The sequence below is a fragment of the Enterobacter sp. GD03975 genome (assembly GCF_029838645.1).
Lineage (GTDB): Bacteria > Pseudomonadota > Gammaproteobacteria > Enterobacterales > Enterobacteriaceae > Enterobacter > Enterobacter quasihormaechei.
Genome location: NZ_JAOBZC010000002.1, coordinates 188846 through 212497 on the forward strand (window position 1 = coordinate 188846; position 23652 = coordinate 212497).

At 59.2% G+C, this 23652-nt stretch carries 24 protein-coding genes; 11 read left to right on the forward strand and 13 right to left on the reverse strand.

Going from position 1 to position 23652, the window contains the following annotated elements; all coding sequences use genetic code 11:
- Window positions 1-18: 18 nt before the first annotated feature.
- Window positions 19-582 carry an alkyl hydroperoxide reductase subunit C gene (gene ahpC / locus N5C09_RS04575; protein ID WP_008501015.1) on the reverse strand — a complete coding sequence of 188 codons (564 nt, stop codon included), beginning with the start codon at window positions 580-582 and terminating at the stop codon, window positions 19-21.
- 620 nt (window positions 583-1202) lie between these two features.
- On the opposite strand from ahpC, the gene N5C09_RS04580 reads away from it, so the two are divergent.
- The 3 genes from N5C09_RS04580 (at window position 1203) to N5C09_RS04590 (ending at window position 4082) form a co-directional block, all read left to right on the forward strand.
- On the forward strand, window positions 1203-2108 hold the full coding sequence (locus N5C09_RS04580) for a LysR substrate-binding domain-containing protein (protein ID WP_279748528.1): 906 nt from the start codon (window positions 1203-1205) through the stop codon (window positions 2106-2108).
- 139 nt (window positions 2109-2247) lie between these two features.
- Window positions 2248-3471 carry a phosphoadenosine phosphosulfate reductase gene (locus N5C09_RS04585; protein WP_193033273.1) on the forward strand — a complete coding sequence of 408 codons (1224 nt, stop codon included), beginning with the start codon at window positions 2248-2250 and terminating at the stop codon, window positions 3469-3471.
- Complete coding sequence (locus N5C09_RS04590; RefSeq protein WP_279748530.1) at window positions 3456-4082, forward strand: ParB/RepB/Spo0J family partition protein; 627 nt, start codon at window positions 3456-3458, stop codon at window positions 4080-4082. The genes N5C09_RS04585 and N5C09_RS04590 overlap by 16 nt, the downstream gene beginning before the upstream one ends.
- Here N5C09_RS04590 and N5C09_RS04595 read toward each other — a convergent pair whose 3' ends face one another.
- Window positions 4083-5243 (reverse strand): pyridoxal phosphate-dependent aminotransferase, encoded by a 1161-nt coding sequence (locus N5C09_RS04595; protein ID WP_279748531.1) that lies wholly within the window; start codon window positions 5241-5243, stop codon window positions 4083-4085.
- Between the two features lie 121 nt (window positions 5244-5364).
- Between N5C09_RS04595 and N5C09_RS04600 the strand changes: the two genes are divergently transcribed.
- From N5C09_RS04600 to N5C09_RS04610, 3 genes are read left to right on the forward strand one after another with little or no spacing between them, the layout of a single operon-like run.
- Window positions 5365-5979, forward strand: coding sequence for a methylthioribulose 1-phosphate dehydratase (locus N5C09_RS04600; RefSeq protein ID WP_279748532.1), 615 nt, complete (start codon window positions 5365-5367; stop codon window positions 5977-5979).
- Window positions 5976-6665: an acireductone synthase gene (gene mtnC, locus N5C09_RS04605; RefSeq protein ID WP_063866063.1), complete on the forward strand. Its 690-nt coding sequence runs from the start codon at window positions 5976-5978 to the stop codon at window positions 6663-6665. Before N5C09_RS04600 ends, mtnC begins: the two co-directional genes overlap by 4 nt.
- Window positions 6662-7204: an acireductone dioxygenase gene (locus N5C09_RS04610; protein WP_063866062.1), complete on the forward strand. Its 543-nt coding sequence runs from the start codon at window positions 6662-6664 to the stop codon at window positions 7202-7204. Before mtnC ends, N5C09_RS04610 begins: the two co-directional genes overlap by 4 nt.
- 110 nt (window positions 7205-7314) lie before the next feature.
- Here the strand turns inward: N5C09_RS04610 and mtnA are convergent, their stop codons facing one another.
- Window positions 7315-8331 carry an S-methyl-5-thioribose-1-phosphate isomerase gene (gene mtnA, locus N5C09_RS04615; RefSeq protein WP_279748533.1) on the reverse strand — a complete coding sequence of 339 codons (1017 nt, stop codon included), beginning with the start codon at window positions 8329-8331 and terminating at the stop codon, window positions 7315-7317.
- A gap of 104 nt (window positions 8332-8435) precedes the next feature.
- On the opposite strand from mtnA, the gene mtnK reads away from it, so the two are divergent.
- Window positions 8436-9635 carry an S-methyl-5-thioribose kinase gene (gene mtnK / locus N5C09_RS04620; RefSeq protein ID WP_279748534.1) on the forward strand — a complete coding sequence of 400 codons (1200 nt, stop codon included), beginning with the start codon at window positions 8436-8438 and terminating at the stop codon, window positions 9633-9635.
- 47 nt (window positions 9636-9682) lie between these two features.
- Here mtnK and N5C09_RS04625 read toward each other — a convergent pair whose 3' ends face one another.
- The 4 genes from N5C09_RS04625 to N5C09_RS04640 all read right to left on the reverse strand — a co-directional run bounded on the left by N5C09_RS04625 (window position 9683) and on the right by N5C09_RS04640 (window position 14585).
- Complete coding sequence (locus N5C09_RS04625) at window positions 9683-10924, reverse strand: LVIVD repeat-containing protein (protein WP_279748535.1); 1242 nt, start codon at window positions 10922-10924, stop codon at window positions 9683-9685.
- An 82-nt stretch (window positions 10925-11006) separates the two neighbouring features.
- Window positions 11007-12071, reverse strand: coding sequence for a sugar ABC transporter substrate-binding protein (locus N5C09_RS04630; RefSeq protein ID WP_279748536.1), 1065 nt, complete (start codon window positions 12069-12071; stop codon window positions 11007-11009).
- A gap of 19 nt (window positions 12072-12090) precedes the next feature.
- Complete coding sequence (locus tag N5C09_RS04635) at window positions 12091-13086, reverse strand: ABC transporter permease (protein ID WP_063866052.1); 996 nt, start codon at window positions 13084-13086, stop codon at window positions 12091-12093.
- The gene (locus N5C09_RS04640) at window positions 13083-14585 is read right to left on the reverse strand and encodes a sugar ABC transporter ATP-binding protein (protein WP_279748537.1); all 1503 of its coding nucleotides are present in this window, start codon (window positions 14583-14585) and stop codon (window positions 13083-13085) included. The genes N5C09_RS04635 and N5C09_RS04640 overlap by 4 nt, the downstream gene beginning before the upstream one ends.
- 160 nt (window positions 14586-14745) lie before the next feature.
- On the opposite strand from N5C09_RS04640, the gene N5C09_RS04645 reads away from it, so the two are divergent.
- From N5C09_RS04645 to N5C09_RS04660, 4 genes are all read left to right on the forward strand, one after another.
- Window positions 14746-15834: an oxidoreductase gene (locus tag N5C09_RS04645; RefSeq protein WP_279748540.1), complete on the forward strand. Its 1089-nt coding sequence runs from the start codon at window positions 14746-14748 to the stop codon at window positions 15832-15834.
- Window positions 15835-15891: 57 nt separating this feature from the next.
- The gene (locus tag N5C09_RS04650) at window positions 15892-16635 is read left to right on the forward strand and encodes a 3-oxoacyl-ACP reductase family protein (RefSeq protein WP_100170618.1); all 744 of its coding nucleotides are present in this window, start codon (window positions 15892-15894) and stop codon (window positions 16633-16635) included.
- A 183-nt stretch (window positions 16636-16818) separates the two neighbouring features.
- Entirely contained in the window at window positions 16819-17115 is a 297-nt protein-coding gene (locus N5C09_RS04655; RefSeq protein ID WP_279748541.1) for a type II toxin-antitoxin system RelE/ParE family toxin, read from the forward strand.
- Window positions 17096-17500: a helix-turn-helix transcriptional regulator gene (locus N5C09_RS04660; protein WP_279748543.1), complete on the forward strand. Its 405-nt coding sequence runs from the start codon at window positions 17096-17098 to the stop codon at window positions 17498-17500. The genes N5C09_RS04655 and N5C09_RS04660 overlap by 20 nt, the downstream gene beginning before the upstream one ends.
- On the opposite strand, the gene N5C09_RS04665 is transcribed toward N5C09_RS04660, so the two are convergent.
- The 6 genes from N5C09_RS04665 to entE form a co-directional block, all read right to left on the reverse strand.
- Window positions 17497-17694, reverse strand: coding sequence for a YbdD/YjiX family protein (locus N5C09_RS04665; RefSeq protein ID WP_006809671.1), 198 nt, complete (start codon window positions 17692-17694; stop codon window positions 17497-17499). The two genes, N5C09_RS04660 and N5C09_RS04665, sit on opposite strands and share 4 nt — an antisense overlap.
- A 59-nt stretch (window positions 17695-17753) precedes the next feature.
- Entirely contained in the window at window positions 17754-19859 is a 2106-nt protein-coding gene (cstA, locus tag N5C09_RS04670; RefSeq protein ID WP_063449408.1) for a pyruvate/proton symporter CstA, read from the reverse strand.
- Window positions 19860-20008: 149 nt separating this feature from the next.
- Window positions 20009-20422: a proofreading thioesterase EntH gene (gene entH, locus N5C09_RS04675; RefSeq protein WP_063866045.1), complete on the reverse strand. Its 414-nt coding sequence runs from the start codon at window positions 20420-20422 to the stop codon at window positions 20009-20011.
- Entirely contained in the window at window positions 20422-21177 is a 756-nt protein-coding gene (gene entA / locus N5C09_RS04680) for a 2,3-dihydro-2,3-dihydroxybenzoate dehydrogenase EntA (RefSeq protein ID WP_193033284.1), read from the reverse strand. The genes entH and entA overlap by 1 nt, the downstream gene beginning before the upstream one ends.
- Entirely contained in the window at window positions 21177-22031 is an 855-nt protein-coding gene (locus tag N5C09_RS04685; RefSeq protein WP_279748544.1) for an isochorismatase, read from the reverse strand. Before N5C09_RS04685 ends, entA begins: the two co-directional genes overlap by 1 nt.
- 10 nt (window positions 22032-22041) lie before the next feature.
- The gene (gene entE, locus N5C09_RS04690) at window positions 22042-23652 is read right to left on the reverse strand and encodes a (2,3-dihydroxybenzoyl)adenylate synthase EntE (protein WP_279748546.1); all 1611 of its coding nucleotides are present in this window, start codon (window positions 23650-23652) and stop codon (window positions 22042-22044) included.

The following is a 23652-nucleotide window of genomic DNA, read 5'->3' on the forward strand; positions in this document are numbered from 1 at the left end:
CCGCCAGGTTTTACAGACTTAGATCTTGCCGACCAGGTCTAAAGATGGCGCCAGAGTCGCTTCGCCTTCTTTCCATTTCGCCGGGCACACTTCGCCTGGGTGAGAAGCTACGTACTGAGCCGCTTTCACTTTACGCAGCAGGTCAGATGCATCACGGCCGATACCTTCAGCGGTAACTTCGATAGCCTGGATAATACCCTGCGGGTCAACAACGAAGGTTGCACGGTCTGCCAGGCCTTCATCTTCACGCATGTTGTCGAAGTTACGGGTCAGGGCGCCAGTCGGGTCGCCGATCATCGCGTATTTGATTTTCGCGATGGTTTCAGAGCTGCTGTGCCACGCTTTGTGGGTGAAGTGGGTATCGGTAGACACTGAGTAAACGTCTACGCCCAGCTTTTGCAGTTCGTCGTAATGGTCAGCAACGTCGCCCAGTTCAGTCGGGCAAACGAAGGTGAAGTCAGCCGGATAGAAGAAGAAGACGCTCCAGCGACCTTCAGTATCTTTCTCGGTAACTTCAATGAACTCACCGTTTTTGAACGCCTGGTTTTTGAAAGGTTTAATTTTGGTGTTAATCAAGGACATCTGTACTTCCTCCGTGTTTTCGTTGAGATGTAAGGTAACCAACTTTGCTCATCGGGGCTAATGCGTATGCTTTATCAAATCAATCAGCCAAACCTTACAACGGCAACAAGACAGCAAGGTGAACTCTTTACAGGAAAGCCTGAAAGTAAAAAGGCCGCCTCAACGGGCGGCCCTGATACCTGAATTCCCCGCAGGTACATTCAGTGCCAGCCGAAGCTGGCGTTGCGTTGCGCTCTACATACCTTGTATCAAGGCGGTAACAGCACCCTGATTACACCACCCGTACAGGCATTGAGCAATCCTTAACAGGGGCATTCCTGTCTATGGCTCTGATAGGTTTAACCGAACAGTCATACCGACCTGACTAAATCAAAACGGGTGATGAATAAGAGGCAATATATAAATGTCAATTACCCTTTAATTTATTATCGCTCTGTTCAAAGATAAAATTATCTTAATCACATCTGAAGTTCTATTTCATTAATGCGACAGCGTGATATATTAAGATGACTTAAATATCTTTTTAAGTCGTTAACCAAAAGGATTGTAAATGGTTAGCTTTAATCTATAGTTATCAACAATATGTCATACCCGCACACACGGCACAGTCAGGATGAAACATGGCAAACCTTTACGATCTTAAAAAGTTCGATCTTAACCTGTTAGTTATTTTTGAATGCATTTATCAACATCTTAGCATCAGTAAAGCAGCGGAAATGCTTTATATCACCCCTTCCGCGGTAAGCCAGTCGCTTCAGCGCCTGCGTGGACAACTGAACGATCCGCTGTTTATTCGTTCCGGTAAAGGCATCACCCCGACGACCGTTGGCATCAATCTGCACCAGCATCTTGAGAAAAACCTCAACCAGATCGAGCAGACCATCAACCTGATGCACGATGCCGACATCAAAAAGAAGTTTGTGATTTATTGCTCGCAGATGGTCTCTCCGGGCTACCTTTATGAACCCATCCGGCTGCTGATGTCTCAGGAAAATTACGAGGTAGAACAACGCGATATGCTCGTTTCGGCAGAGTCTGCGGAGGATTTACTGGCCTACCGCAAAGCCGACCTGATCTTTACCGTTTCGCCGGTCAACAGCCGCGCCGTGGTGTGCTCTCACTTCGTGACGATTCCGTCTGTGCTGTTTTGTCGCAAGGACCATTCGCGCCTTGACGGCGAGGTCACGCTGGACCAGCTAAAGCAGGAGAAATTTACCTTCTACCAGAGCACTAATCCGGGTATTAAGGAGCTTCAGGGCCGTGCAGCAGACATTTATCCTGACAGAAATATCGCCTTTCGCACGGATTCCATGAGCTCGTTTGTCTCTATGGTCAGCATGTCGGACCTGTTAGGGTATATCCCGCTTTCTATTTTTGAAACGTATAAATCATCGCTCGGGTTAAAACGGCTTTTACCGCCGTTTGAATTACCGGAAGTACCTATTTATATGCTGTACAACCGCTCGTCGCTGAACAGCACCGTTTTTTCAACATTCATTGAAAAAATGCATAAGCTGGCGCATTAACCGTATCAATATAATGAACCACCACCGCCCGTGAGCAGGCGCACGATATAGCAATGATGACTTGTGAATACAGACAGATAATACGATTATTGGCGTTCAATAATGTAAAAAGTCTTCAATACGCAGGACGCGATTCATCATGTCTCTCTATAAATTACCGCTTCAGGAAAATGTTCTGGAGGCGTCTACCGAACGCATAAACTGGACGCTTCAGAACCTGACGCGGGTCTGCGTCTCTTTTTCTGGCGGAAAAGATTCAACGGTTATGCTCCACCTTGTCGCGCAGCAGGCGCGGCGCTTAAAGCGAAAAATCGACGTGCTTTTTCTGGACTGGGAAGCACAGTTTTCGAGCACCATCGAGCACATCGAAAACATGCGTGTGCTGTATCAGGACGTTATCCATCACTTCTGGTGGGTGGCTCTGCCAATCACCACGCAAAATGCGCTGTCCCAGTTTCAGCCCGAATGGCAGTGCTGGGAGCCGGGCACCCGCTGGGTTCGCCTGCCGCCTGAAGATGCCATTACCGACCCACAATACTTCGCTTTTTATCAGCAAGGGATGACCTTCGAAGCCTTCGTCCGGGACTTTGCCGAATGGTATGCGCGAAGGCGTCCCGCCGCAGTGATGGTGGGCATCCGCGCCGATGAATCCTACAACCGCTTCCTGGCTATCGCCTCCGCCCGCAAGCAGCGCTTTTCCGATGACAAACCCTGGACAACCGTCGCGCCGGGCGGGCATGCCTGGTATATCTATCCTCTCTACGACTGGAAAACCGCCGACATCTGGACCTGGTTCGCCAAATCCGGCTGCCCCTATAACCCCCTCTACGACCTGATGTACCAAGCCGGCGTGCCGCCGCGCTATATGCGCATCTGTGAGCCCTTTGGTCCCGAACAGCGTCAGGGATTATGGCTCTATCACGTTGTGGAGCCCGATCGCTGGGCCGCCATGTGCGAACGCGTGAGCGGCGTGCGCAGCGGCGGCATTTACGCCGGGCACGATAACCACTTCTACGGCCACAGAAAGATCCTCAAGCCCGACCACCTGAGCTGGCGCGCATACGCCATGCTGTTGCTCGACAGCATGCCGCAATCGACCGCTGAACATTACCGCAATAAGGTCGCGGTGTACCTGCACTGGTATCAGAAGCGCGGGATGGCGGATATCCCCGAAACGCAGGAGGGCGATATTGGTGCGAAGGATATCCCCTCATGGCGGCGGATATGCAAGGTTCTGCTGAATAACGATTACTGGTGTCGGGCGCTCTCGTTTAGCCCAAACAAACCCAGGCACTATCAGCGCTACAGCGAACGAATGAAATCAAAACGCAAGGAGTGGGGAATTTTATGCAACAACGAATAATCAGCGAGATGGAAGCGTACCTTCAGACGTTAAGCGATGAGAAAAGAATTGACGCTATCAATGCGTTTCGCCAGGCCATGCATCAGCTCAGCCCGTTTCGCGATCAGCCCGTCGACTGCGTGCTGTGGATCAGGCAGGACGACATCAGCGCCAACGATTACAACCCCAATAACGTGGCGCCACCGGAAAAACGGCTGCTCAGCAAATCGCTGGAACTGGACGGCTTTACCCAGCCCATCGTCGTGACCGAAAGCGAGCCGGCGCACTATGAAATTGTCGACGGATTCCATCGCCACGAAATCGGCAAAAGCAGAGCCGCGCTGAAGCGCCAGCTCAGGGGCTATCTGCCCGTCACCTGCCTGCGCAAAGATCGCCAGCAAAAGCTCGACCGGATGGCGGCCACCATTCGCCATAACCGGGCCCGCGGCCGTCACCAGATTAACGCCATGTCCGACATTGTGCGGGAACTGGCCCAGCTTGGCTGGAACGACGAAAAAATTGGTAAGGAGCTGGGGATGGACGGCGACGAGGTACTGCGCCTGAAGCAGATCAACGGCCTGCTGGAGCTGTTTGCAGACCGTCACTATTCCGAAGCCTGGACGGTGAAATAGTCAGAGCGTCGCCAGACGCTCCGCCGCCGCCAGCAGCGTCGATTCCTGCTTCGCAAAGCACAGGCGAATCAGCTTGTGCGGGAAGGGATCGGCGCAGAACACCGACAGCGGAATGGCCGCCACGCCCACCTCCTTCGTCAGCCACCGGCAAAAGCTGACGTCGTCCAGATCGGAAATCGCGCTGTAGTCCGCCAGCAGGAAGTAGGTCCCTTCGCAGGGCAGGATTTCCAGGCGGCTTTTGCCGAGCGCGGCCACGAACAGATCCCGACGCGCGCGGTAAAAATCCGGCAGCTCGCGATAGTGCTGCGGTTCGCTGCGCAGCATGTCCGCCAGCGCCAGCTGGGCGGGCGTGTTGACCGCAAAGGTCAGGTACTGGTGTACCTTGCGCAGCTCCGCGCTGATGGCCGCCGGGGCCACGCAGTACCCTACCTTCCAGCCAGTCATATGGTAGGTCTTCCCGAATGACGACACCGCAACCGCACGCTCGCGCAGCTGCGGATGGGCCAGCACGCTGGCGTGCCCTTTCGCCGCAAAGCAGATGTGTTCGTAGACTTCATCGCTCAGGACGTAAATTTCCCGCTCAGCGATGGCCTGCCACAGCGCGGTAAAATCGGCCTGTTGCCACACCGTCGCCGACGGATTGTGCGGAGTATTCAGGATCACCAGACGGGTTTTATCGCTCAGCAGCGCGGCGAACGCCTGCCAGTCCGGGCGGAAATGCGGCGGCTGGAGTGCCACGCGCTTCACCACGCCACCAGAGAGTTCAACCGCAGGCGCATAGCTGTCGTAGCTTGGGTCAAAGCAGATCACTTCATCCCCAACGCGCACCAGCGCGGTGATGGCCGCATAGAGCGCTTCGGTCGCCCCTGCGGTCACCGTGATATCGCTGTTCACATCGGGCCGATGGCCGTACAACTCCGCCGTTTTGTCGGCAATGGCTTCCCGCAGCGCCTGCACGCCGGTCATCGGCGCATACTGATTCGCCCCCTGCGCCACGTGGTGCGCCAGACGTTCTTGCAAATATTTCGGACCGTCAAAATCGGGGAACCCCTGCGAGAGGTTAATGGCGTTGTGCTGCTGCGCCAGGGCGCTCATCTGCGTAAAGATGGTGGTACCGAGACCAGGAAGTTTACTCTGCGGGATCAATGCGTTATTGCTCATGTTGTCGTGCCTGCTTGTAATACTTATGTTGCTGCCACTATAACACGATGTTAATCTTTGGCAATCAAGACGCTTAGACGTCTAAACCATATCAATATTCCTGGCCGAGGGGTAAAAGGAAATGACAGACAACCTGCTGCTCACACACCTGGTCGACGCCTGCCGCTGGATAGGCGCCAAAGGCTGGGCACCCGCCACCGGCGGCAATATGTCGGTGCGTCAGGACAAGCACCTCTGCTGGCTCAGCGAGTCCGGCAAGGACAAAGGCAGCCTGACCACCGACGATTTTCTCCAGGTTGAAATTGCCACCAACCGCGCGCCGTCTGGCCGAAAACCCTCGGCAGAGACCGGTCTGCACACCCTCATCTATCGCCTGTTCCCGGAGGCTAACGCCGTCCTGCACGTTCACACCGTTAATGCCACGGTGCTGTCGCGTCTGGTCAAAGAAGCCGAGCTGAATATCAGCGGTTTCGAGATGCAGAAATCCCTCGCCGGACAGACCACGCATCTGGATACCGTCGCCATCCCGGTGTTTGATAACGACCAGGACATCGACGCCCTCGCCTCGCGCATCGCCCATTACGCCCAGGAGCGTCCGCTTAATTATGGTTTTCTTCTGCGCGGTCATGGCTTAACCTGCTGGGGACGCGACGTGGCCGAAGCCCGCCGTCATCTGGAAGGATTAGAATTCTTATTTGAATGCGAAATGCGTTTACGACAACTGGAGAGAATATGATTCGCGCGATTGTGACGGATATTGAAGGAACCACCAGCGATATCCGTTTTGTCCATGATGTTTTGTTCCCCTACGCGCGTGAGCGGCTGGCGGCCTTCGTGACCGCGCAGCAGTACGCCGAGCCGGTCAAATCGATTCTGGACAACCTGCGCGATGAAATCAGCGATCCGCATGCCGGCGTCAGCGAGCTTATCAACGTGCTGTTTAGCTTTATGGATGAAGACCGCAAATCAACGGCGCTTAAAGCCCTGCAAGGGATCATCTGGCAGGAGGGCTACATCAACGGTGACTTTACCGGCCATCTCTACCCTGACGTTCTGCCCGCGCTGGAAAAATGGAAGGCGCAAGGAATTGATCTCTATGTATATTCCTCAGGCTCCGTTGCTGCGCAGAAACTGTTATTTGGCTACAGCGACGAAGGTGATATTACTCATCTGTTCAGCGGCTATTTTGATACGCACATCGGCGCCAAGCGCGAGGTGCAGTCTTACCAGAACATAGCGGCGCAAACGGGCATCGCCCCGTCGCAGATCCTGTTCCTGTCGGACATTCATCAGGAGCTGGACGCGGCTGAACAGGCGGGTTTTCGCACCCTGCAACTGATTCGCGGTGAAGATGACGGCGCGAGCCATCACCATCAGATCCACCAGTTTGACGAGATTAATCCGGAGCAGATCCCTTCATGAGCGCATTGACCATTTATTCCGATAAAGACGCAAGTCAACACCAGTGGCACAGCACCGACGCCGCCGAAATCGCTCAACAGCTAAACGCTAAGGGCGTGCGCTTTGAGCGCTGGGCGGCAGACCGTGATTTAGGGCAGGATCCTGCGCCCGAAGCCGTGATCGAAGCGTATCAACATGCGATCGACAAGCTGGTGGCGGAGAAAGGCTACCAGAGCTGGGATGTCATCAGCCTGCGCGCCGACAATCCGCAGAAAGAGGCGCTGCGCGCGAAGTTTCTCAACGAGCACACCCACGGCGAAGACGAAGTGCGCTTCTTCGTGGAAGGTGCGGGGCTGTTTTGCCTGCATATTGGCGATGAGGTGTACCAGGTACTGTGCGAGAAAAACGACCTGATTTCCGTGCCCGCCGGCACGCCGCACTGGTTTGATATGGGATCAGAGCCGAACTTTACCGCCATTCGTATTTTCGACAATCCGGAGGGATGGGTGGCGCAGTTTACCGGGGATACGATTGCGGATGCGTATCCACGCCTGGCATAGGTATTCGCCTTGCTCCCTCTCCCCGTGGGAGAGGGCCGGGGTGAGGGCATCAGCGTACACCGCCCCTTCACCTGCCTCACCAGTCGAGCGCCCCTTCAGGCAAGCTATTCTCAGGCAAATCTCCCTGCCACCACCTCATCCGGCATGACCACGCTCGTGTCCAGCACCCAGCCGCTAATCAGCGAGGCGGGGGTGACGTCGAACGCCGGGTTATACACCGCCGCGTTTTCCGGCGCCCACTGCACCGCGCCAAAGCTTCCGGCAACGCCCGTCACTTCGCTGGAGGCGCGCTGCTCGATGGGGATCGCATCCCCGTTCGGGCAGGCCGGGTCGAGCGTCGTTTGCGGGGCGGCGACGTAGAACGGAATGCCGTGGAATTTCGCCAGCACCGCCAGCGAATAGGTTCCTATTTTATTCGCCACGTCACCATTAGCGGCGATGCGATCGGCTCCCACCCACACGGCGTCCACCTGCCCTTTCGCCATCAGGCTGGCGGCCATGGAGTCGGTAATCAGCTGATACGGCACGCCCAGCTCGCCCAGCTCCCAGGCGGTCAGCCTGCCGCCCTGCAACAGCGGACGAGTTTCATCCACCCAGACGTTGCTGACGTTGCCTTCCTGATGCGCGCGGGCAATCACCCCCAGCGCCGTACCGACGCCCGCCGTTGCCAGCCCGCCAGTGTTGCAGTGGGTCAGCAGACGGCTACCGGGCTTCACCAGCGCGCTGCCCGCTTTTGCAATCGCATCGCACAGCTGCCGGTCTTCGTCAATCAGGCGCAGCGCCTCAGCCACCAGCGCCGGAACGAAATCCTCTTTCCACAGCGCAAGCTTCATGCGGTCGAGGTTGTTCATCAGGTTTACCGCCGTCGGGCGTGCGGCGCGAAGCGTGTCCAGCGCCGCCGCCAGCGCGTCGCGGCTTTTGCCGTTTTCCGCCAGCAGCGCCAGCAGCAGGCTTGCAGAGAGACCAATCAGCGGCGCGCCGCGCACCCGCAGAGCGTGAATATGCCCGACCAGCGCCTCCACCGTTGAGGCATCCAGCCAGCGTTTCTCCTGCGGAAGCGCCTGCTGGTCGAGAATAAAGAGCTGATTATCCGCCACCCGCAGGCTGGTCGTCTGTAATGTCTGCATGTCGTTAATTCCCTGTTGCGTTGTTGTAGCACATTGTGTCAGGATGAAATCCAGATGTATAGACGTCTACATGTCTTAATTAGTTAACTCGTGAGGAGCAGGCCATGTCGCAATACCGTACCTTTACCGCTCAGGACGCCGTGGAGTATGCCAGGCAGTTTGGCGGGCTTGACGATCCGTCATCGCTGGTAGAGGCGCAGGAAGTGGGCGACGGCAACCTCAATCTGGTTTTTAAAATTTACGACAGCGCGGGCGTCAGCCGCATCATCGTCAAACAGGCGCTGCCCTACGTGCGCTGCGTCGGGGAATCCTGGCCGCTGACGCTGGATCGCGCCCGCCTCGAGGCGCAAACCCTGGTCGAGCATCACAGGCATAGCCCGCAGCACACCGTAAAAATCCACCACTATGACCCGGAACTGGCGGTGATGGTGATGGAAGATCTCTCCAGCCATCGCATCTGGCGCGGCGAGCTGATCGGCAACATTTACTACCCGCAGGCGGCGCGGCAGCTGGGTGAATACCTCGCTCACACCCTGTTCCACACCAGCGATTTTTACCTGCACCCGCACAAGAAAAAAGCGCAGGTCGCGAAGTTCATCAACCCGGAGATGTGTGAGATCACCGAAGATTTGTTCTTCAACGATCCGTATCAGGTTCATGAGCGCAATAACTACCCTACCGAGCTGGAAAATGACGTCGCCGCCCTGCGCGACGACGCCCCGCTAAAAATTGCCGTGGCCTCCCTGAAGCACCGCTTCTTCTCGCATGCCGAAGCGCTGCTGCACGGGGATATTCACAGCGGCTCGATTTTTGTGGCCGACGGCAGCCTGAAGGCCATCGACGCCGAGTTCGGCTATTTCGGGCCGATAGGCTTTGACGTCGGCACCGCCATCGGCAACCTGCTGCTCAACTTCTGCGGCCTGCCGGGGCATCTGGGCATTCGCGATGCCGCCGCCGCGCGCGAGCAGCGCCTGACCGATATTCAGGAACTGTGGAACAGCTTCGCGGAACGTTTCCAGGCGCTGGCAAACGAGAAAGCGAACGATGCCGCGCTGAGCGCGCCGGGCTATGCTTCCGCGTTCCTGAAAAAAGTCTGGCATGACGCCATCGGGTTTTGCGGTACCGAATTAATTCGCCGCAGCGTCGGGCTTTCCCACGTCGCGGATATCGACAGCATTCAGGACGAGGCCATGCGCCACGAATGCCTGCGCCACGCCATTACGCTTGGTAAAGCACTGATTCTGATTGCCGACCGCATCGACAGCGTGGAAGCGCTGGTGGCAAGGGTGCGGCAGTACAGTTGAGTGCCGTTTGTTTGCCGGGTAAGGCGCAGCCGCCACCCGGCAAAAATTCACCCCAGATACTCAATCACCGATAGCCCGCCGTTATAGTCCGTGCTGTAAATAATCCCCTGCGCGTCCACAAACACGTCACAGGACTGGATCACCTGCGGGCGATTCGGCCGCGTGTCCATCATTCTCTCCGGCGCGGCGGGCACCAGCGCCCCGGTTTCCACCGGCCGATACGGATTAGAAATGTCATACGCGCGCACGCCCGCGTTCTGATACGTCGCGAAAATCAGCGTTGAGCTGACGAAGCTCCCCGGCCGGTTCTCATGCAGGTTGTGCGGGCCGAAATGCGCCCCTTTTGCCACGTAGTCGGTTTCATTCGGCTGCGGGAAGGTGGAGATGCTCACCGGGTTAAACGGCTCGCGAATATCAAACAGCCAGATCAGCTTCTCGCCGTCCTGCTGGTTATCCAGCACCGCTTCGTCCAGCACCACCAGCAGGGAGCGGTCCGGAAGCGGCAGCGCGGTGTGCGTCCCGCCGCCAAACGGCGGGCTCCAGTTGCGGTGGCTAATAAGCTTAGGCTGGGTGCGGTCCTTCACGTCCAGCAGCGTTAAGCCGCCGTCGCGCCAGCTGCCGTACGCCGTATCGCCGGCGATAATCGCGTGGTGCAGCGCGTAGCGCTTGCCCTCCGGCCAGTTGGGCTGTTCCCCTGCGGCCTGGTTCATCCCCGGCAGCCACCAGCGCCCCACTACCTCGGGCTTGCGCGGGTCCGCCAGGTCAATGGTCAGGAAAATGTAGTCGGTAAAGCCGTCGATCAGCGCTGACACGTACGCCCAGCGGCCACCCACGTACCAGATGCGGTGTATGCCGATACCGCTCAGCGACAGAAAGCCAATTTCGCGCGGCGCGTCGGGGGTTGAGATATCAAACACCCGCAGCCCGGCGCTCCAGCCCCTGTCCTGCACGTCGCTGACGGTCTCCCCCACCTGGCGGGTGTAGTAGACCTTCTCGTCGGCGAAGCGGGCATCGGCAAACAGATCCCGGGCGTTAATCACCAGCAGCAGGTCGTCATGCGCCTGTAAATGGACGTTCCAGGTACCCGGCGGCGCGGGCACGTAGCCCGCGGCTTTCGGGTTTTTCGGGTCGCGCACGTCAACAATCGAAAAGCCCTGCGACACCATATGGCCAATATACGCAAAGCCGCGGTGCACCATCAGCTGAACGCCGTCCGGGCGACCGCCCTGGTCGCTATGGCCAATCAGCCGCATATTGCGGCTGTATTCGGGAAGGGGTAATTGAGACACCTGAGCTCCTTTAGCCGGGTGGCGGCTGCGCCTTACCCGGCCTACGAAACCGTAGGCCCGGTAAGCGAAGCGCCACCGGGCATTATTTTGACCTGGCTTGCAGCGTCGCAAACCACGGCGCGATAAAATCGTCCGTCTGACCCCAGCCCGGAATGATTTTGCCCAGCGACGCCACGTTCACCGCCCCCGGCTGCGCGGTCAGCAGCGCCTGCGGGATCGCGGCGGCTTTGAAGTCGTAGGTGGCAGGCGTGGCTTCCCCGGCAATCTTGTTGGCGATCAGGCGCACGTTGGTCGCGCCAATCAGCTTTGGATCCACCGCCACGCTCACTGCCCACGGGCTACCCGGCTCGCGCATCAGCTGTAAGTCCTGGTTGGAGATATCAATGCTGTAGAGCTTGATCTCGGTGCGGCCATTCTCCTTCAGCGCCTTATACGCCCCCTGGCTGAAGGCGTCCCAGGTGCCCCAGATCGCGTCGATTTTGCCTTTCGGGTATTTCGCCAGGATCGCCCCCACCTTGTTGGCGGTGTCGCCCTGCACGTCAGAAGAGACCGCGCCGATGGACTCCAGCTCTTTAATCTCCGGGTACTGCTTTTGCAGTTCTTTATACGCCGCCTGACGGCGCTCCATCGGCGGGAAGCCCGCCACCCACAGCTTGACGATGTTGGCCTTGCCGTTGAAATCTTTCGCCAGCTGGCCGAAGGAGAGATTCGTCAGGGAGGCATCGTCCTGCTGGGTGACGGTCACGCCCGGGATCTCGCCGTTAACGGCGGTATCAAATACGGCGACCTTGATCCCGGCATCCACCGCCTTCTTCACCAGCGCGGTGGAGTACGGATCGCGGCCCTGCGACAGGATGATCCCGTCATATTTCTGGCTGATGGCCTGGTTAACAAAGTCCTGGAATTTGGCGTCATCCCCGTTGCTCAAAAAGGTGCTGACCTTAAAGCCGAGCTTTTTCCCTTCCTGAATCGCCCCGGCAACAAACTGCGTGGTGTTGTCGTCCGAGCCGAGGTTACGGATCACCGCGATGCGGATCGGACCGTCATGGCTGGCAATGGCGTCCGGAACCGGCGCGGGCGTGGCCGCAAATCCCGGCAGAGAAGTGAGTAACCCCAGTGCCACCAAAGAGAGAGCAATCTTTTTCATTTATTATCCCGTTGTGTTGTCAGCGTTTTTGTATGTAGGTAATCGCCAGCGCTACCGCGAGCACCAGCCCTTTTATTATGTCCATGGCGTAATACGGCACGGAGAGCATCACCAGCCCGTTCGACAGTACGCCGAGGATCACCGCCCCCACCAGCGTGCCCAGCGCGTTCGGCTTGCCGGACCCGGCCAGCGAGAAGCCAATCCACGCCGCTGCCACCGCATCCATCAGATAGCCGCCGCCCGCATTGACCTGCGACGATCCGATGCGGGAGGCCAGCAGAATGCCGCCCAGCCCCGCCAGCAGCGAGGCAATCACGTAGGCCGCCACCTTGTAGCGCGTGGTGCGAATGCCCGAGAGGCGCGCCGCTTCCGGGTTGCCGCCAATGGCGTACATCCGGCGTCCATGGGTGGTCAGCGACAGCCCCAGCTGCGCCAGCAGCGTCACCGCCAGCATGATGATGACAATGGTCGGCACCTGCCCCAGCAGGCCAAACGCCGCCGGAATGGTGCCTTCCGCCATGTCGCCGCTCGGCAGCACCATGTTCTCGGTAATCGACCCGCCGTAGCTGTAGGTCATCGCCACCCCCTGGATCACAAACAGGCTGGCGAGCGTCGCGAGCATATCGGGGATGCGCAGGATGACGATCAGAAAAGCGTTAAACAGGCCGACCAGCGTGCAGAGCGCAAGGGTGATCACAATCGACTCGGTAGTGCCGAAGCCGTGCCAGACGAAAAGCGAAATCACCAGCGCGTTCGCCAGCGACGCCGTGGAGCCCACGGAAAGATCGAACCCGCCGACGGTCAGGGAAATCGACACGCCAACGGCAATCACCGTCACGATGGCAATCGAGCGCAGAATATTGATGATGTTGTTCGGGTCGAGAAAGCTGTCCGACGCCAGGCCAAAGACGGCCACCAGCGCGACGACGGTGAGCAACATGCCCCATTTATAGAGAAAATCAAAAAGTTGCTGACGGCCAGACGCCGCCGCGGTCACTGAAAGGGCCTTGCTCACGACGCCGTTCCTCCGGTTGAATAATAAAGTAGTGTCTCTTCACGGGCCTCGGCCCCGGCGATTTCCGCCACGATGCCCCCGTCCCACAGCACGCAGATGCGGTCGCACAGCCCCACCAGCTCGGCGAACTCGCCGGAGGCGTAAATCACCCCTTTGCCCTCGCGCGCCAGGCCGTCAATAAGCTGGAACAGATCGGTTTTGGCCTTCACGTCCACGCCTTTGGTCGGCTCGTCGAAAATCAACACGCTGGCGTCATTACGCAACCATTTGCCAATGGCAACCTTCTGCTGGTTACCGCCGGAGAGACGTCGCAAAACCTGCCCCGGTCCCCGAGCGCGCACGCCGATGCGGGCAATGACCTCTTCCGCCCAGCGCCACGCCTGACGATGACCAAACAGACTCCAGCGCGAGAAGCTGTTATCGGCGCTCACGGCAAGGTTCATGCTTACCGGCTCGTCGATAAAAATACCCTCCTTGCGCCGCTCCTCCGGCACCAGCGCAAGGCCATGTAGCACGGAATCTGCCGGATCGCGCGGTTTCCAGGCCTGATGGTTCAGCTCGCCGCGCGCCACGCGGCTTTTGCTGGCGCCAAACAGCGCCTTGCAGAGTTCGGTTTTCCCCGCCCCCGCCAGCCCGGCAATGCCGAGGATTTCGCCTTTGCGCAGGTGCAGGGAGATGTCTTTCAACAGGACATCGTCGTGAAGCCCGTCGACGCGCAGCAGCGTCTCTTCGCCGTGCGGCGGTCGCGCGGGCGGGTAGATATCGCTCAGCTCGTGGCCCAGCATCTTCTCGACAATCTCTTCACCGCTGAGATCGGCCATCGGGCCGGACTCAATCAGCTTGCCGTCGCGCAGCACCGTTAAGGTGTCGCAGATAGCCTTCAGCTCGTGAATACGGTGGGAGATAAACACCACGCCTATGCCCTGCTCTTTTAAACGTCTCACCACCGCAAACAGACGCTCGCTTTCGTGCGCGTCCAGCGGCGCGGTGGGCTCATCAAGGATCAAAAATCGGCAATGGTGCGACAGCGCCCGCGCCAGCAAAATCTGCTGCTTTTCGGCAAGGGAGCAGCTGTCGATGGAACGGCGAACGTCCAGCGAAACATCCAGCTGCGCCAGCGCCTGCCGCGCCTGCTGGCGAACGGCGCGCCAGCTGTAGCGGTGTCCCGGCTGCGCCAGCTGGTCGAGCATAATGTTCTCCGCAATGCTCAGCCCGGGGATCAGCGCCACGTCCACCTCCTGCTGCACCAGGTGGATACCCAGCCGTTTGGCGTCCAGCGGTTCTCGAATATTTACCGGCTGGTTGTTAATGCAGATTTCGCCTTCATAACGATCGTGCGTCCCGCACAGTACCGCCATCAGCGTCGATTTCCCCGCGCCGTTGGCCCCGGTCAGCGCATGCACCGACCCGCCGTTCAGGGTAAAGTCCACGCGCGACAGCGCCTGAAAGCCGGAAAAGGCCAGGCTGATACCGCGCATCTCAAGGCGACTGGAAACCATCCGCGTAAATCCTTCATTACTCTTCTGATTTAGCGAATTTTTCACAGCTCCGGTTGACTGACAACGACGGAAAAGGCATAAGATAAAGCGAAATATTATTAGCCATCCGGATGTCCAGACATAACATCGGGTTAGCGCTTGCTAAAATAAGGACAACTTCATGAGCAACACCGATATTCGCGTCGTGCCCGGCCCGGCGAACTACTTCTCTCACCCGGGAAGCCTTGCGCGCCTGGATGATTTCTTTACCCCGGAACAGCTTTCCCGAGCGGTGTGGATCTACGGCGAGCGGGCGATTGAGGGCGCGCGCCCTTATCTGCCGCAGAGTTTTACCGCGCCGGGGGCAAAACAGCTGCTGTTTATGGGCCATTGCAGCGAGCGTGACGTCACCCGTCTGGTGAACGAAGCGGGAAGCGAAGCCAGCGTGGTGATTGGCATCGGCGGCGGTGCGGTGATGGATACCGTTAAGGCCGTGGCGCGTCGTCTGGGCGTGCCGTTCGTCGGCATTCCCACCATCGCCGCCACCTGCGCAGCGTGGACGCCGCTCTCCGTCTGGTACAACGATGCCGGTCAGGCGCTACAGTTTGAGATTTTTGACGACGCTAACTTTCTGGTGCTGGTGGAGCCGCGGATCATTCTGAACGCCCCGGCGGAATATTTGCTGGCGGGCATCGGCGATACGCTGGCGAAGTGGTACGAAGCGGCGGTGCTCGCCCCACAACCTGAGACTCTGCCGCTCACCGTGCGTCTCGGCCTCAACGGTGCGCTGGCGATCCGCGACGTGCTGCTGGAGCGCAGCGAAGAGGCGCTTGCTGACCAGCAGCGCGGCGAACAAACGCAGGCGTTCCGGGACGTGGTGGATGCCATTATTGCCGGCGGCGGTATGGTTGGCGGTTTGGGGGAGCGCTATACCCGCGTGGCGGCGGCGCACGCGGTGCATAACGGCTTAACCGTGCTGCCGCAGACGGAAAAATACCTGCACGGCACTAAGGTGGCGTACGGCATTCTGGTGCAGAGTGCCCTGCTCGGCCAGGACGACGTGCTGGCGCAGCTGGTGGCGGCGTACCAGCGCTTTAATCTGCCGACCCGGCTTCGCGAGCTGGACGTCGACATCAATAACCGCGACGAGCTGGATAGGGTCATCGCCCACACCCTGCGCCCGGTGGAGTCGATTCACTATTTACCCATTACGTTAACGCCTGAGGTTCTGCTCGCCGCGTTTGAGAAGGTGGAATCCTTCAGCCGTTAATCGCGCCGACGGGCTATACCTAATGATGATTCTCACCACTCTCGTAACGAGGTCATCATGCAGATCGATTTAACAGGTAAAAAGGCGCTGGTTACCGGCGCCAGTCGTGGGCTGGGCCGGGCGATTGCGCTGTCGCTGGCGCGCGCCGGTGCTGATGTGGTTATCACCTACGAAAAATCCGTCGATAAAGCCCAAGCGGTCGCCGATGAGATTAAGGCGCTGGGGCGGCACGGCGAGGCCATTCAGGCGGACAGCGCCAGCGCGCAGGCGATTCAGGATGCGGTCACGCAGGCGGCGCGCTCCCTTGGCGGACTGGATATTCTGGTCAATAACGCCGGCATTGCGCGCGGCGGCCCGCTGGAGTCCATGACCCTGGCGGACATCGATGCCCTCATCAACGTCAATATCCGCGGCGTGGTGATCGCCATTCAGGAAGCGCTGGTGCACATGTCCGACGGCGGGCGCATTATCAACATCGGCAGCTGCCTGGCGAACCGCGTGGCGCAGCCGGGGATTGCGGTCTACTCAATGACCAAATCTGCGCTTAACTCCCTGACCCGCGGTCTGGCCCGCGATCTTGGCCCACGCGGCATCACCGTTAATCTGGTGCACCCCGGCCCGACCAACAGCGACATGAACCCGGAAGACGGGGAACAGGCTGACTCACAGCGTCAGCTTATTGCCCTGGGCCATTACGGCCAGCCGGAAGACGTCGCGGCGGCGGTCACCTTCCTCGCCAGCCCGGCTGCGGGGCAAATATCCGGCACCGGTCTGGACGTGGACGGCGGTTTGAACGCCTGATCGCAAATTTTCTGCAAGCCTCTGTCGACCGGCAGAGGCCTTCTCAAGCGCTCTCGACGATTCGCGTTTTGCCGCTTTCTCCCGCTTTTTGTCCGCTCTACAGTACCCCATAAGAAATTCGGAATTTATCTAATAGTCTTATTATTTCCTTATGTTTTGTGTGGGCGTACAGTGGAGGTACGGATGAAGATTGTGTGGTCAAAGAATGCAAAGAAAGAGCTTTCCAAAATTGATGGCCGATATCAGCGAAGAATCAAAACAAAACTTGCTGAACTGGACGATCGTTCAGCTCCCCGGCCCGATATCAAAAAAATATCGGCGACAGAAAATCATTTCCGGCTACGCGTTGGCGAATACCGCATCCTGATTACACTTCGGGACAATCCCAATACCCATTGTTATGTTTTGGCCGTCAAGCGCAGAACATCAACAACTTACCTGCACGAGGAGAAAGCCACCTATGGCTGTTCAGCTAATTAAGGACGATAACGGAAAAACACAGTTCGTGGTCATGCCCTATCACGAATACTTTCGTATGTGCTTACAGATGGCAGAGATCGACGACGAAACCGATGAGGATCTGGAGGATATCGAAGTCGAACACGATTGCTATGATGACGTGGAATTACCCGGAGAAGTATGCGACGTCATGCATAACGAGAACGTCAGCCTACAAGCCGCGTGGCGCATTCTGCGCGGCATGTCCCAGCAGGAGGTGGCGGAAAAACTCGGCATCAGCCAGTCCGCCGTATCACAGCTTGAAGCGCTGGACTCCCGCCCGCAAAAGCGCACCCGCGAAAAGCTGGCGGCGATCTACGGCTGTCAACAGGAGCAAATCAGCCTCTATTTACCGAAAGAGGGTTAACAGCACTTCGCCCCGCCCTTGCCGCCGTAACGGGCATCCTGGCGGTCGCGGAAAAACTCTTCGTACGTCATTGGCGTCTGGTCCGGGTGGTTGACGCGCATATGCTCGACGTAGTTGTCGTAATCCGGCACGCCAATCATCATTTTGGCGGCCTGGCCCAGGTACTTACCTGCTTTGGAGAGGGTGTCGAACATCATTCTGGTCTCACTGGAAATGTAGGCCGGGTAAGCGCTAGCGCCACCCGGCACACGGGTTAATGCGCCCCTTTCGCCTGGGTCACAATCTCGTCCAGGTTTTCAGGCATAGGCTCGTACGGCGTCTCTTTCGCCGTCGGCGTGTCGACCTTCAGCGCCGCCAGCGCGGTTTTCAGAGAATACAACGCCAGCACCACAACCACCACCATAAAGAAGATGGTCAGCCCGGCATCCAGACGGTTGTTGAACACCAGCTGCGACAGCTGGGATTCGGTGTACTGCGCCGGGATCTTACCGCTGTCGATCATCGCCTGGAACTTGTTGGCGATGGCCAGGAAGCCCACCTTGTTGTCCGGGCTGAAGGCTTTTTGCCAGCCCGCCGTCAGGGTACAGATCAGCAGCCATGCGGTTGGCACCAGCGCCACCCATGCGTAACGCTGGCGCTTCATCTTGAACAGCACCACCGCACAGAGCATCAGCGCCATGCCCGCCAGCATCTGGTTGGCGATACCGAACAGCGGCCACAGGGTGTTGATCCCGCCCAGCGGATCGACCACGCCCTGATGCAGGAAGTAGCCCCACGCCAGCACGCACAGCGCCGTCGCCAGCAGGTTAGCCGGGAGCGAATCGGTCCGCTTCAGGTTTGGCGAGATCACCCCCAGCAGATCCTGGAGCATAAAGCGCGCCGCACGCGTACCGGCATCCACCGCCGTCAGGATAAACAGCGCTTCGAACAGAATGGCGAAGTGATACCAGAACGAGACGTCCATCAGCCCGCCCAGCGCACCGTGCAGGATGTAGGCCATGCCCACCGCCAGCGTCGGCGCCCCGCCCGCGCGGGAGATAATTGACTGCTCGCCCACCTCATTAGCGATATGCGTCAGCGTTTCCGGGGTAATGGCAAAGCCCCAGCCGCTCACCACCTGCGCGGCAGAGGCGACCACGTCAACGGTGCCGGCCGGGGCCAGCACCGCCATCGGGCTGTTCATCGCAAAGTACACGCCCGGATCAATAATGCAGGCGGAGACCAGCGCCATAATCGCCACGAAGGACTCCATCAGCATGCCGCCGTAGCCAATCAGGCAGGCCTGATTCTCGTTGGCCAGCATCTTCGGCGTGGTCCCGGAGGCAATCAGGGCATGGAAGCCGGACACCGCGCCGCAGGCGATGGTGATAAACAGGAACGGGAACAGGTTGCCGGTCCAGACCGGGCCGGTGCCGTCGATGAATTTGGTCAGCGCAGGCATGGTCAGGGTCGGGCGCATAATCAGAATGCCGATGGCCAGCCCGACGATGGTGCCGATTTTCAGGAAGGTTGAGAGGTAATCGCGCGGGGCCAGCAGCAGCCACACCGGCAGCACCGCCGCCACAAAGCCGTAGCCCACCAGCATCCAGGTCAGCTGCACGCCGGTAAAGTCGAAGAACGGTGCCCAGGTCGGGCTTTCCGCCACCCAGCCGCCGGAAATAATCGCAAATACCAGGAACACCAGACCAATGACCGAGACTTCCCCGATGCGGCCCGGGCGCAGGTAGCGAATGTAGATCCCCATGAACAGCGCCAGCGGAATGGTAAAGGCGACGGTATAGGTTCCCCACGGGCTGTGGGTCAGCGCTTTCACCACGATCATCGCCAGCACCGCGAGGATGATCACCATGATCATAAAGGTCGCCACCAGCGCGATGACCCCGGCGGTCGCGCCCATCTCCTCTTTCACCAGCTCGCCCAGCGAACGACCGTCGCGACGGGTGGAGACGAACAGCACCATAAAGTCCTGCACCGCGCCCGCCAGCACCACCCCCGCGAGGATCCAGATCATCCCCGGCAGATAGCCCATCTGCGCCGCCAGCACCGGCCCCACCAGCGGGCCTGCACCGGCAATCGCCGCGAAATGGTGACCGAACAGCACTTTTTTATCGGTCGGCACGTAGTCCAGACCATCGTTGTGGCGAACGGCAGGCGTCATGCGCGTGCCGTCTACGCCCAGTACCGTCTTTGCGATATAGCGGCCATAAAAACGGTACGCGATGAGATAAATGCAGACGGAGGCGACGACGATCCAGAGCGCATTGATCTGCTCCCCCCGATTGAGGGCGATATAGCCCAGGGCAAAGGCTCCCACAACGGAGAGCGCCGCCCACGTAAGGTATTTCCCTGAGTTGTTCATAGCTGTTATCCGTTGTTGTGAAACAGTGAGATGTTACATTTTGTTTCTAGAACAACGGATAATATTTAACAACTTTGAAACGCAATAATGCGTGGTCAAACCAGAGATTTACACTACAGTGTTAAGCCGATCACTTTCAGCTGAATGACTTACCCCAGCACCATCGTGCTCAACCGACAGGTACAGCACCGCCGCCCCTGCTCGTCGAATACCACGATCTCCCAGCTCTGGCTGGAACGCCCCAGATGCAGCGGCTGACAAACGCCGCGCACCTTGCCCTGCGACACCGCGCGGTGGTGCGTGGCGTTCAGCTCCGTGCCCACCACGTTCTGCCCGTCGCGGGTCATCAGAAAACCGGCCATTGAGCCCAGCGTTTCCGCCAGTGCCGCCGAGGCGCCGCCGTGCAGCAGGCCAAACGGCTGATGGGTGCGCGCATCCACCGGCATCTCCGCTTCCAGCGTGTCGTCCCCGAGGCGGGTATAGACGATGCCCAGGTGCGCCACCATCGTGTTCTGGCTGGTGGCGTTCAGCTCGTCGAGGGATAAATGACGTTTCCAGATCATCACGCCCCCAGCGTGGAGCCGCCGTCCACCACGATATCCTGCAAGGTAATGTGGCTGGCGGCATCGGACGCAAGGAACAGTACGGTCGCGGCAATCTCCTGCGGACGAGCGATTTTGCCCAGCGGAATGCCAAGCTTGAACTGCTCGCCAAAGCCGCGAATGCGCTGCTGCTCCGCGTCGTCGCTTTTCCACAGGGTGCGCTGCATGTCGGTATCCGTTGAGCCCGGCGACACCAGATTACAGCGCACGCCGCTGCCCGCCAGCTCCAGCCCGACGGTCAGCGCCAGGCTTTTCAGCGCCGCCTTCGACGCGCCGTAGGCACTCATGCCGATGCGCGGGGTGTGCGCCGCGTCGGAGGCCACGGTCACTATCGCCCCGCCCTGCTGACGGCGGAACTGGCCCATCGTCTGCTGAAACAGGTTAAACGCACCGCCGACGTTAACCGCGAAGGTCTGCTGCCAGTCCTCCAGCGAGAGCTCGTCCGTCGCGCCCATGCGCAGAATCCCCGCCGCGTTAACCAGCACGTCGAGGCGCTCAAGGGTGCCGAGTAAACGTCCGCAGACGTCGCCCACCTGCGCCGCGTCCGCCACGTCCAGCGTTTCGGTGGCAAACGGATAATCGTCCTGCGGAAAGGCCAGATCGAACCCGGTCACCCGCGCGCCCGCCTCCACAAAGGCCAGCGCGGTCGCATAGCCAATACCTTTACCCGCGCCCGTTACCCAAACCGTTTTACCGGTAAAATCGAACCCGGCCATCACTTCACCTCACGGGAGAGCAGCGCCCACCAGGCGTCGAGGGTCGGATTTTTCGCCAGCATCACGAAGTCGATGTCGCCGTGCACCTTCCGCCAGCGGGCGGCCAGCGCCATCATGCGCACTGAATCCAGACCGTAGTCGATCAGGTTTTCGTCATCCATCGGCTCGTCGGACTCGTCCAGCAGCGGCAGGATCAGCTCGCGCAGCGCGGCTTTCGTTGCCGGAACGGACGGCAGCAGCTCGTCGGTCATCACCACGCGGCCCGAACGTCCGGCCACGTATTTCAGCGACATCAGGTGGTCGTCGCGGGTGAAGTCCGCCAGCGCATCGGCGATAAAGAACGGCTTGATGTCGCGCATAAAGGCGTCGGTGGCGGTGGTCATGCAGCCGATGTGGGCATACACGCCGGTAATCAGCAGCTGGTTGCGGCCGGTCTCTTTCAGCATCTGCTCCAGCGGCGAGCGGTGAAATGCGCTGTAGCGCCACTTCACCAGCACGGTGTCCGCTTCGTCCGGCGTCAGTTCAGCCACGATGCGCTGCTGCTCCGGCGAGCGGGTCAGCCCCGGCCCCCACATGTCGTTCAGCAGGGCACGGTCTTCATCGCTCTGCTCTTTCGGCTGCGCGGTGTAGTACACCGGGATATTGTGTTCTTTGCAGTACGCGCGCAGTTTAGCGATGTTCGCCACCACCTGCTGCATCATGTCGCTATTTTCGCCCCAGAAGTTCAGGAAATACTCCTGCATATCGTGGATCAGCAGCGCGGCGCGCTCCGGTTCAAACGCCCAGTTCACCTTGTTGGTCGGCAGCTCTGCGGCGGTTGGCAGCGCGTAAGCGGTTAATTTTGGAATGGCCATTCTCTGTTCCTCAGCCCCGGGCGCGTTCAGCAAGCCACAGGCGCAACTGTTTCTTATCAACTTTGCCGACCGGCGTGAGCGGAAGCGCATCCACGCTTTCCACGCGGTCCGGCAGCTTAAATTCGGCAACGCCCTGCTCGCGCAGGAAGCGGCGCACCTCAACCGCGCGCAGGGGTTGTTTCACCACCAGATACGCACAGCTTTTTTCGCCCAGCAGGCTGTCCTCCATGCTCACCAGCGCGGCGTGGATCACCGCTTCGTGGCGCAGCAGCAGGTTTTCAATCTCTTCGGCGGCAATCTTTTCGCCACCGCGGTTAATCTGATCTTTCTCGCGACCCTGCACGGTGATGTAGCCCTGCTCGTCGATGGCGATTAGATCGCCGGAGCAGTAAAAACCGTTGGCATCAAAGGCGCTGGCGTTGTGCTCCGGGCTGTTGAAATAGCCGCGGAAGGTGTACGGGCCGCGCGTCATCAAACGTCCGACTTCCCCGCGCGGGAGCGGATAGCCGTCCTCGTCCGCCACCCACACCTCGTCGTCCGGACACATTGGGCGGCCCTGAGTGTTGATGATGCGTTCCGGCGCATCGTCGAGGGCGGTGTAGTTCACCAGCCCTTCCGCCATGCCAAACACCTGTTGCAGCTGGCAGCCGATTTCCGCCGGGATACGCGCCGCGAGCGTGGCGGAGAGCCGTGCGCCGCCTACCTGGAGCAGCTTCAGCGACGCAAGCTGGGCGTTGCCCGCCCCTTCAGCGATCGCCTGCAACCACAGGCTGACCGCCGGCGGTACCAGCGAGGTCACGTTAACCTGATGCCGTTCAATCAGCGGGAAGCAGAGCGTGGCGCTCGGATCGTTCGCCAGCACCACGCAGCCGCCCGCCGTGAACACGCCTAACGATCCTGGCGAGCTCATGGCGTAGTTGTGCGCTGCGGGAAGCGCGTTCAGATAGCGGGTCTGCGCAGTGATACCGCAGATTTCGTTGCTGCGACGAATGCTGTAGTCGTAGTCGTTATGCGTACGCGGGATCAGCTTCGGCGTGCCGGTGCTGCCGCCGGAGAGCTGGAAGAACGCCACTTCGTCGGCGGGCGTCGGGTTAGGGATAAAATTATCCGCCGGACGGGCAATCGCCGCTTCCAGCGCGCGATCGCCCCGATCGCCACGCAGCAGTACCCCGCGCACCGAGCGATGCTCGTCGATAAACGTATTGAGAAATTCGTCGCCCGCGAACAGGGCGTGGTCGCGATCGGCAATCAGTACGGCGGGTTTGATCTGCACCGCGTAGGCGTTCAGTTCGCTGCGTTGATGGCTAAAGAGCGCGTTGACCGGCGCGACGCCAATTTGCAGCAGCGCAAAGAAAGTGATGTAAAACTCGGCCACGTTGCCGAGCTGCACCAGCGCGGTCTCACCGCGATGCAGCCCCTGCGCCTGGAGGGCAGACGCCAGATTCGTGACCGCCTCATTCAACGCGCGGTAGGTGATGTGGCGATCGCCGTCGATAATCGCGACCGCATCGCTTTGCGCATGGTCCGTCAGGATGTGGGTCAGGGGCAGATCCTGCCAGTAGCCTTTTTCACGGTAGCGGCGGGCAAAATCCTCAGGCCAGCGGGTAAAAGGGATGGTCAT

Excerpts from the sequence above, each read along its gene's own strand:
- ahpC (WP_008501015.1), bottom strand. The coding sequence starts at position 582 with ATGTCCTTGATTAACACCAAAATTAAACCTTTCAAAAACCAGGCGTTC.
- N5C09_RS04580 (WP_279748528.1), top strand. The coding sequence starts at position 1,203 with ATGGCAAACCTTTACGATCTTAAAAAGTTCGATCTTAACCTGTTAGTT.
- N5C09_RS04585 (WP_193033273.1), top strand. The coding sequence starts at position 2,248 with ATGTCTCTCTATAAATTACCGCTTCAGGAAAATGTTCTGGAGGCGTCT.
- N5C09_RS04590 (WP_279748530.1), top strand. The coding sequence starts at position 3,456 with ATGCAACAACGAATAATCAGCGAGATGGAAGCGTACCTTCAGACGTTA.
- N5C09_RS04595 (WP_279748531.1), bottom strand. The coding sequence starts at position 5,243 with ATGAGCAATAACGCATTGATCCCGCAGAGTAAACTTCCTGGTCTCGGT.
- N5C09_RS04600 (WP_279748532.1), top strand. The coding sequence starts at position 5,365 with ATGACAGACAACCTGCTGCTCACACACCTGGTCGACGCCTGCCGCTGG.
- mtnC (WP_063866063.1), top strand. The coding sequence starts at position 5,976 with ATGATTCGCGCGATTGTGACGGATATTGAAGGAACCACCAGCGATATC.
- N5C09_RS04610 (WP_063866062.1), top strand. The coding sequence starts at position 6,662 with ATGAGCGCATTGACCATTTATTCCGATAAAGACGCAAGTCAACACCAG.
- mtnA (WP_279748533.1), bottom strand. The coding sequence starts at position 8,331 with ATGCAGACATTACAGACGACCAGCCTGCGGGTGGCGGATAATCAGCTC.
- mtnK (WP_279748534.1), top strand. The coding sequence starts at position 8,436 with ATGTCGCAATACCGTACCTTTACCGCTCAGGACGCCGTGGAGTATGCC.
- N5C09_RS04630 (WP_279748536.1), bottom strand. The coding sequence starts at position 12,071 with ATGAAAAAGATTGCTCTCTCTTTGGTGGCACTGGGGTTACTCACTTCT.
- N5C09_RS04640 (WP_279748537.1), bottom strand. The coding sequence starts at position 14,585 with ATGGTTTCCAGTCGCCTTGAGATGCGCGGTATCAGCCTGGCCTTTTCC.
- N5C09_RS04645 (WP_279748540.1), top strand. The coding sequence starts at position 14,746 with ATGAGCAACACCGATATTCGCGTCGTGCCCGGCCCGGCGAACTACTTC.
- N5C09_RS04650 (WP_100170618.1), top strand. The coding sequence starts at position 15,892 with ATGCAGATCGATTTAACAGGTAAAAAGGCGCTGGTTACCGGCGCCAGT.
- N5C09_RS04655 (WP_279748541.1), top strand. The coding sequence starts at position 16,819 with ATGAAGATTGTGTGGTCAAAGAATGCAAAGAAAGAGCTTTCCAAAATT.
- N5C09_RS04660 (WP_279748543.1), top strand. The coding sequence starts at position 17,096 with ATGGCTGTTCAGCTAATTAAGGACGATAACGGAAAAACACAGTTCGTG.
- N5C09_RS04665 (WP_006809671.1), bottom strand. The coding sequence starts at position 17,694 with ATGTTCGACACCCTCTCCAAAGCAGGTAAGTACCTGGGCCAGGCCGCC.
- cstA (WP_063449408.1), bottom strand. The coding sequence starts at position 19,859 with ATGAACAACTCAGGGAAATACCTTACGTGGGCGGCGCTCTCCGTTGTG.
- entH (WP_063866045.1), bottom strand. The coding sequence starts at position 20,422 with ATGATCTGGAAACGTCATTTATCCCTCGACGAGCTGAACGCCACCAGC.
- entA (WP_193033284.1), bottom strand. The coding sequence starts at position 21,177 with ATGGCCGGGTTCGATTTTACCGGTAAAACGGTTTGGGTAACGGGCGCG.
- N5C09_RS04685 (WP_279748544.1), bottom strand. The coding sequence starts at position 22,031 with ATGGCCATTCCAAAATTAACCGCTTACGCGCTGCCAACCGCCGCAGAG.
- entE (WP_279748546.1), bottom strand. The coding sequence starts at position 23,652 with ATGACCATCCCTTTTACCCGCTGGCCTGAGGATTTTGCCCGCCGCTAC.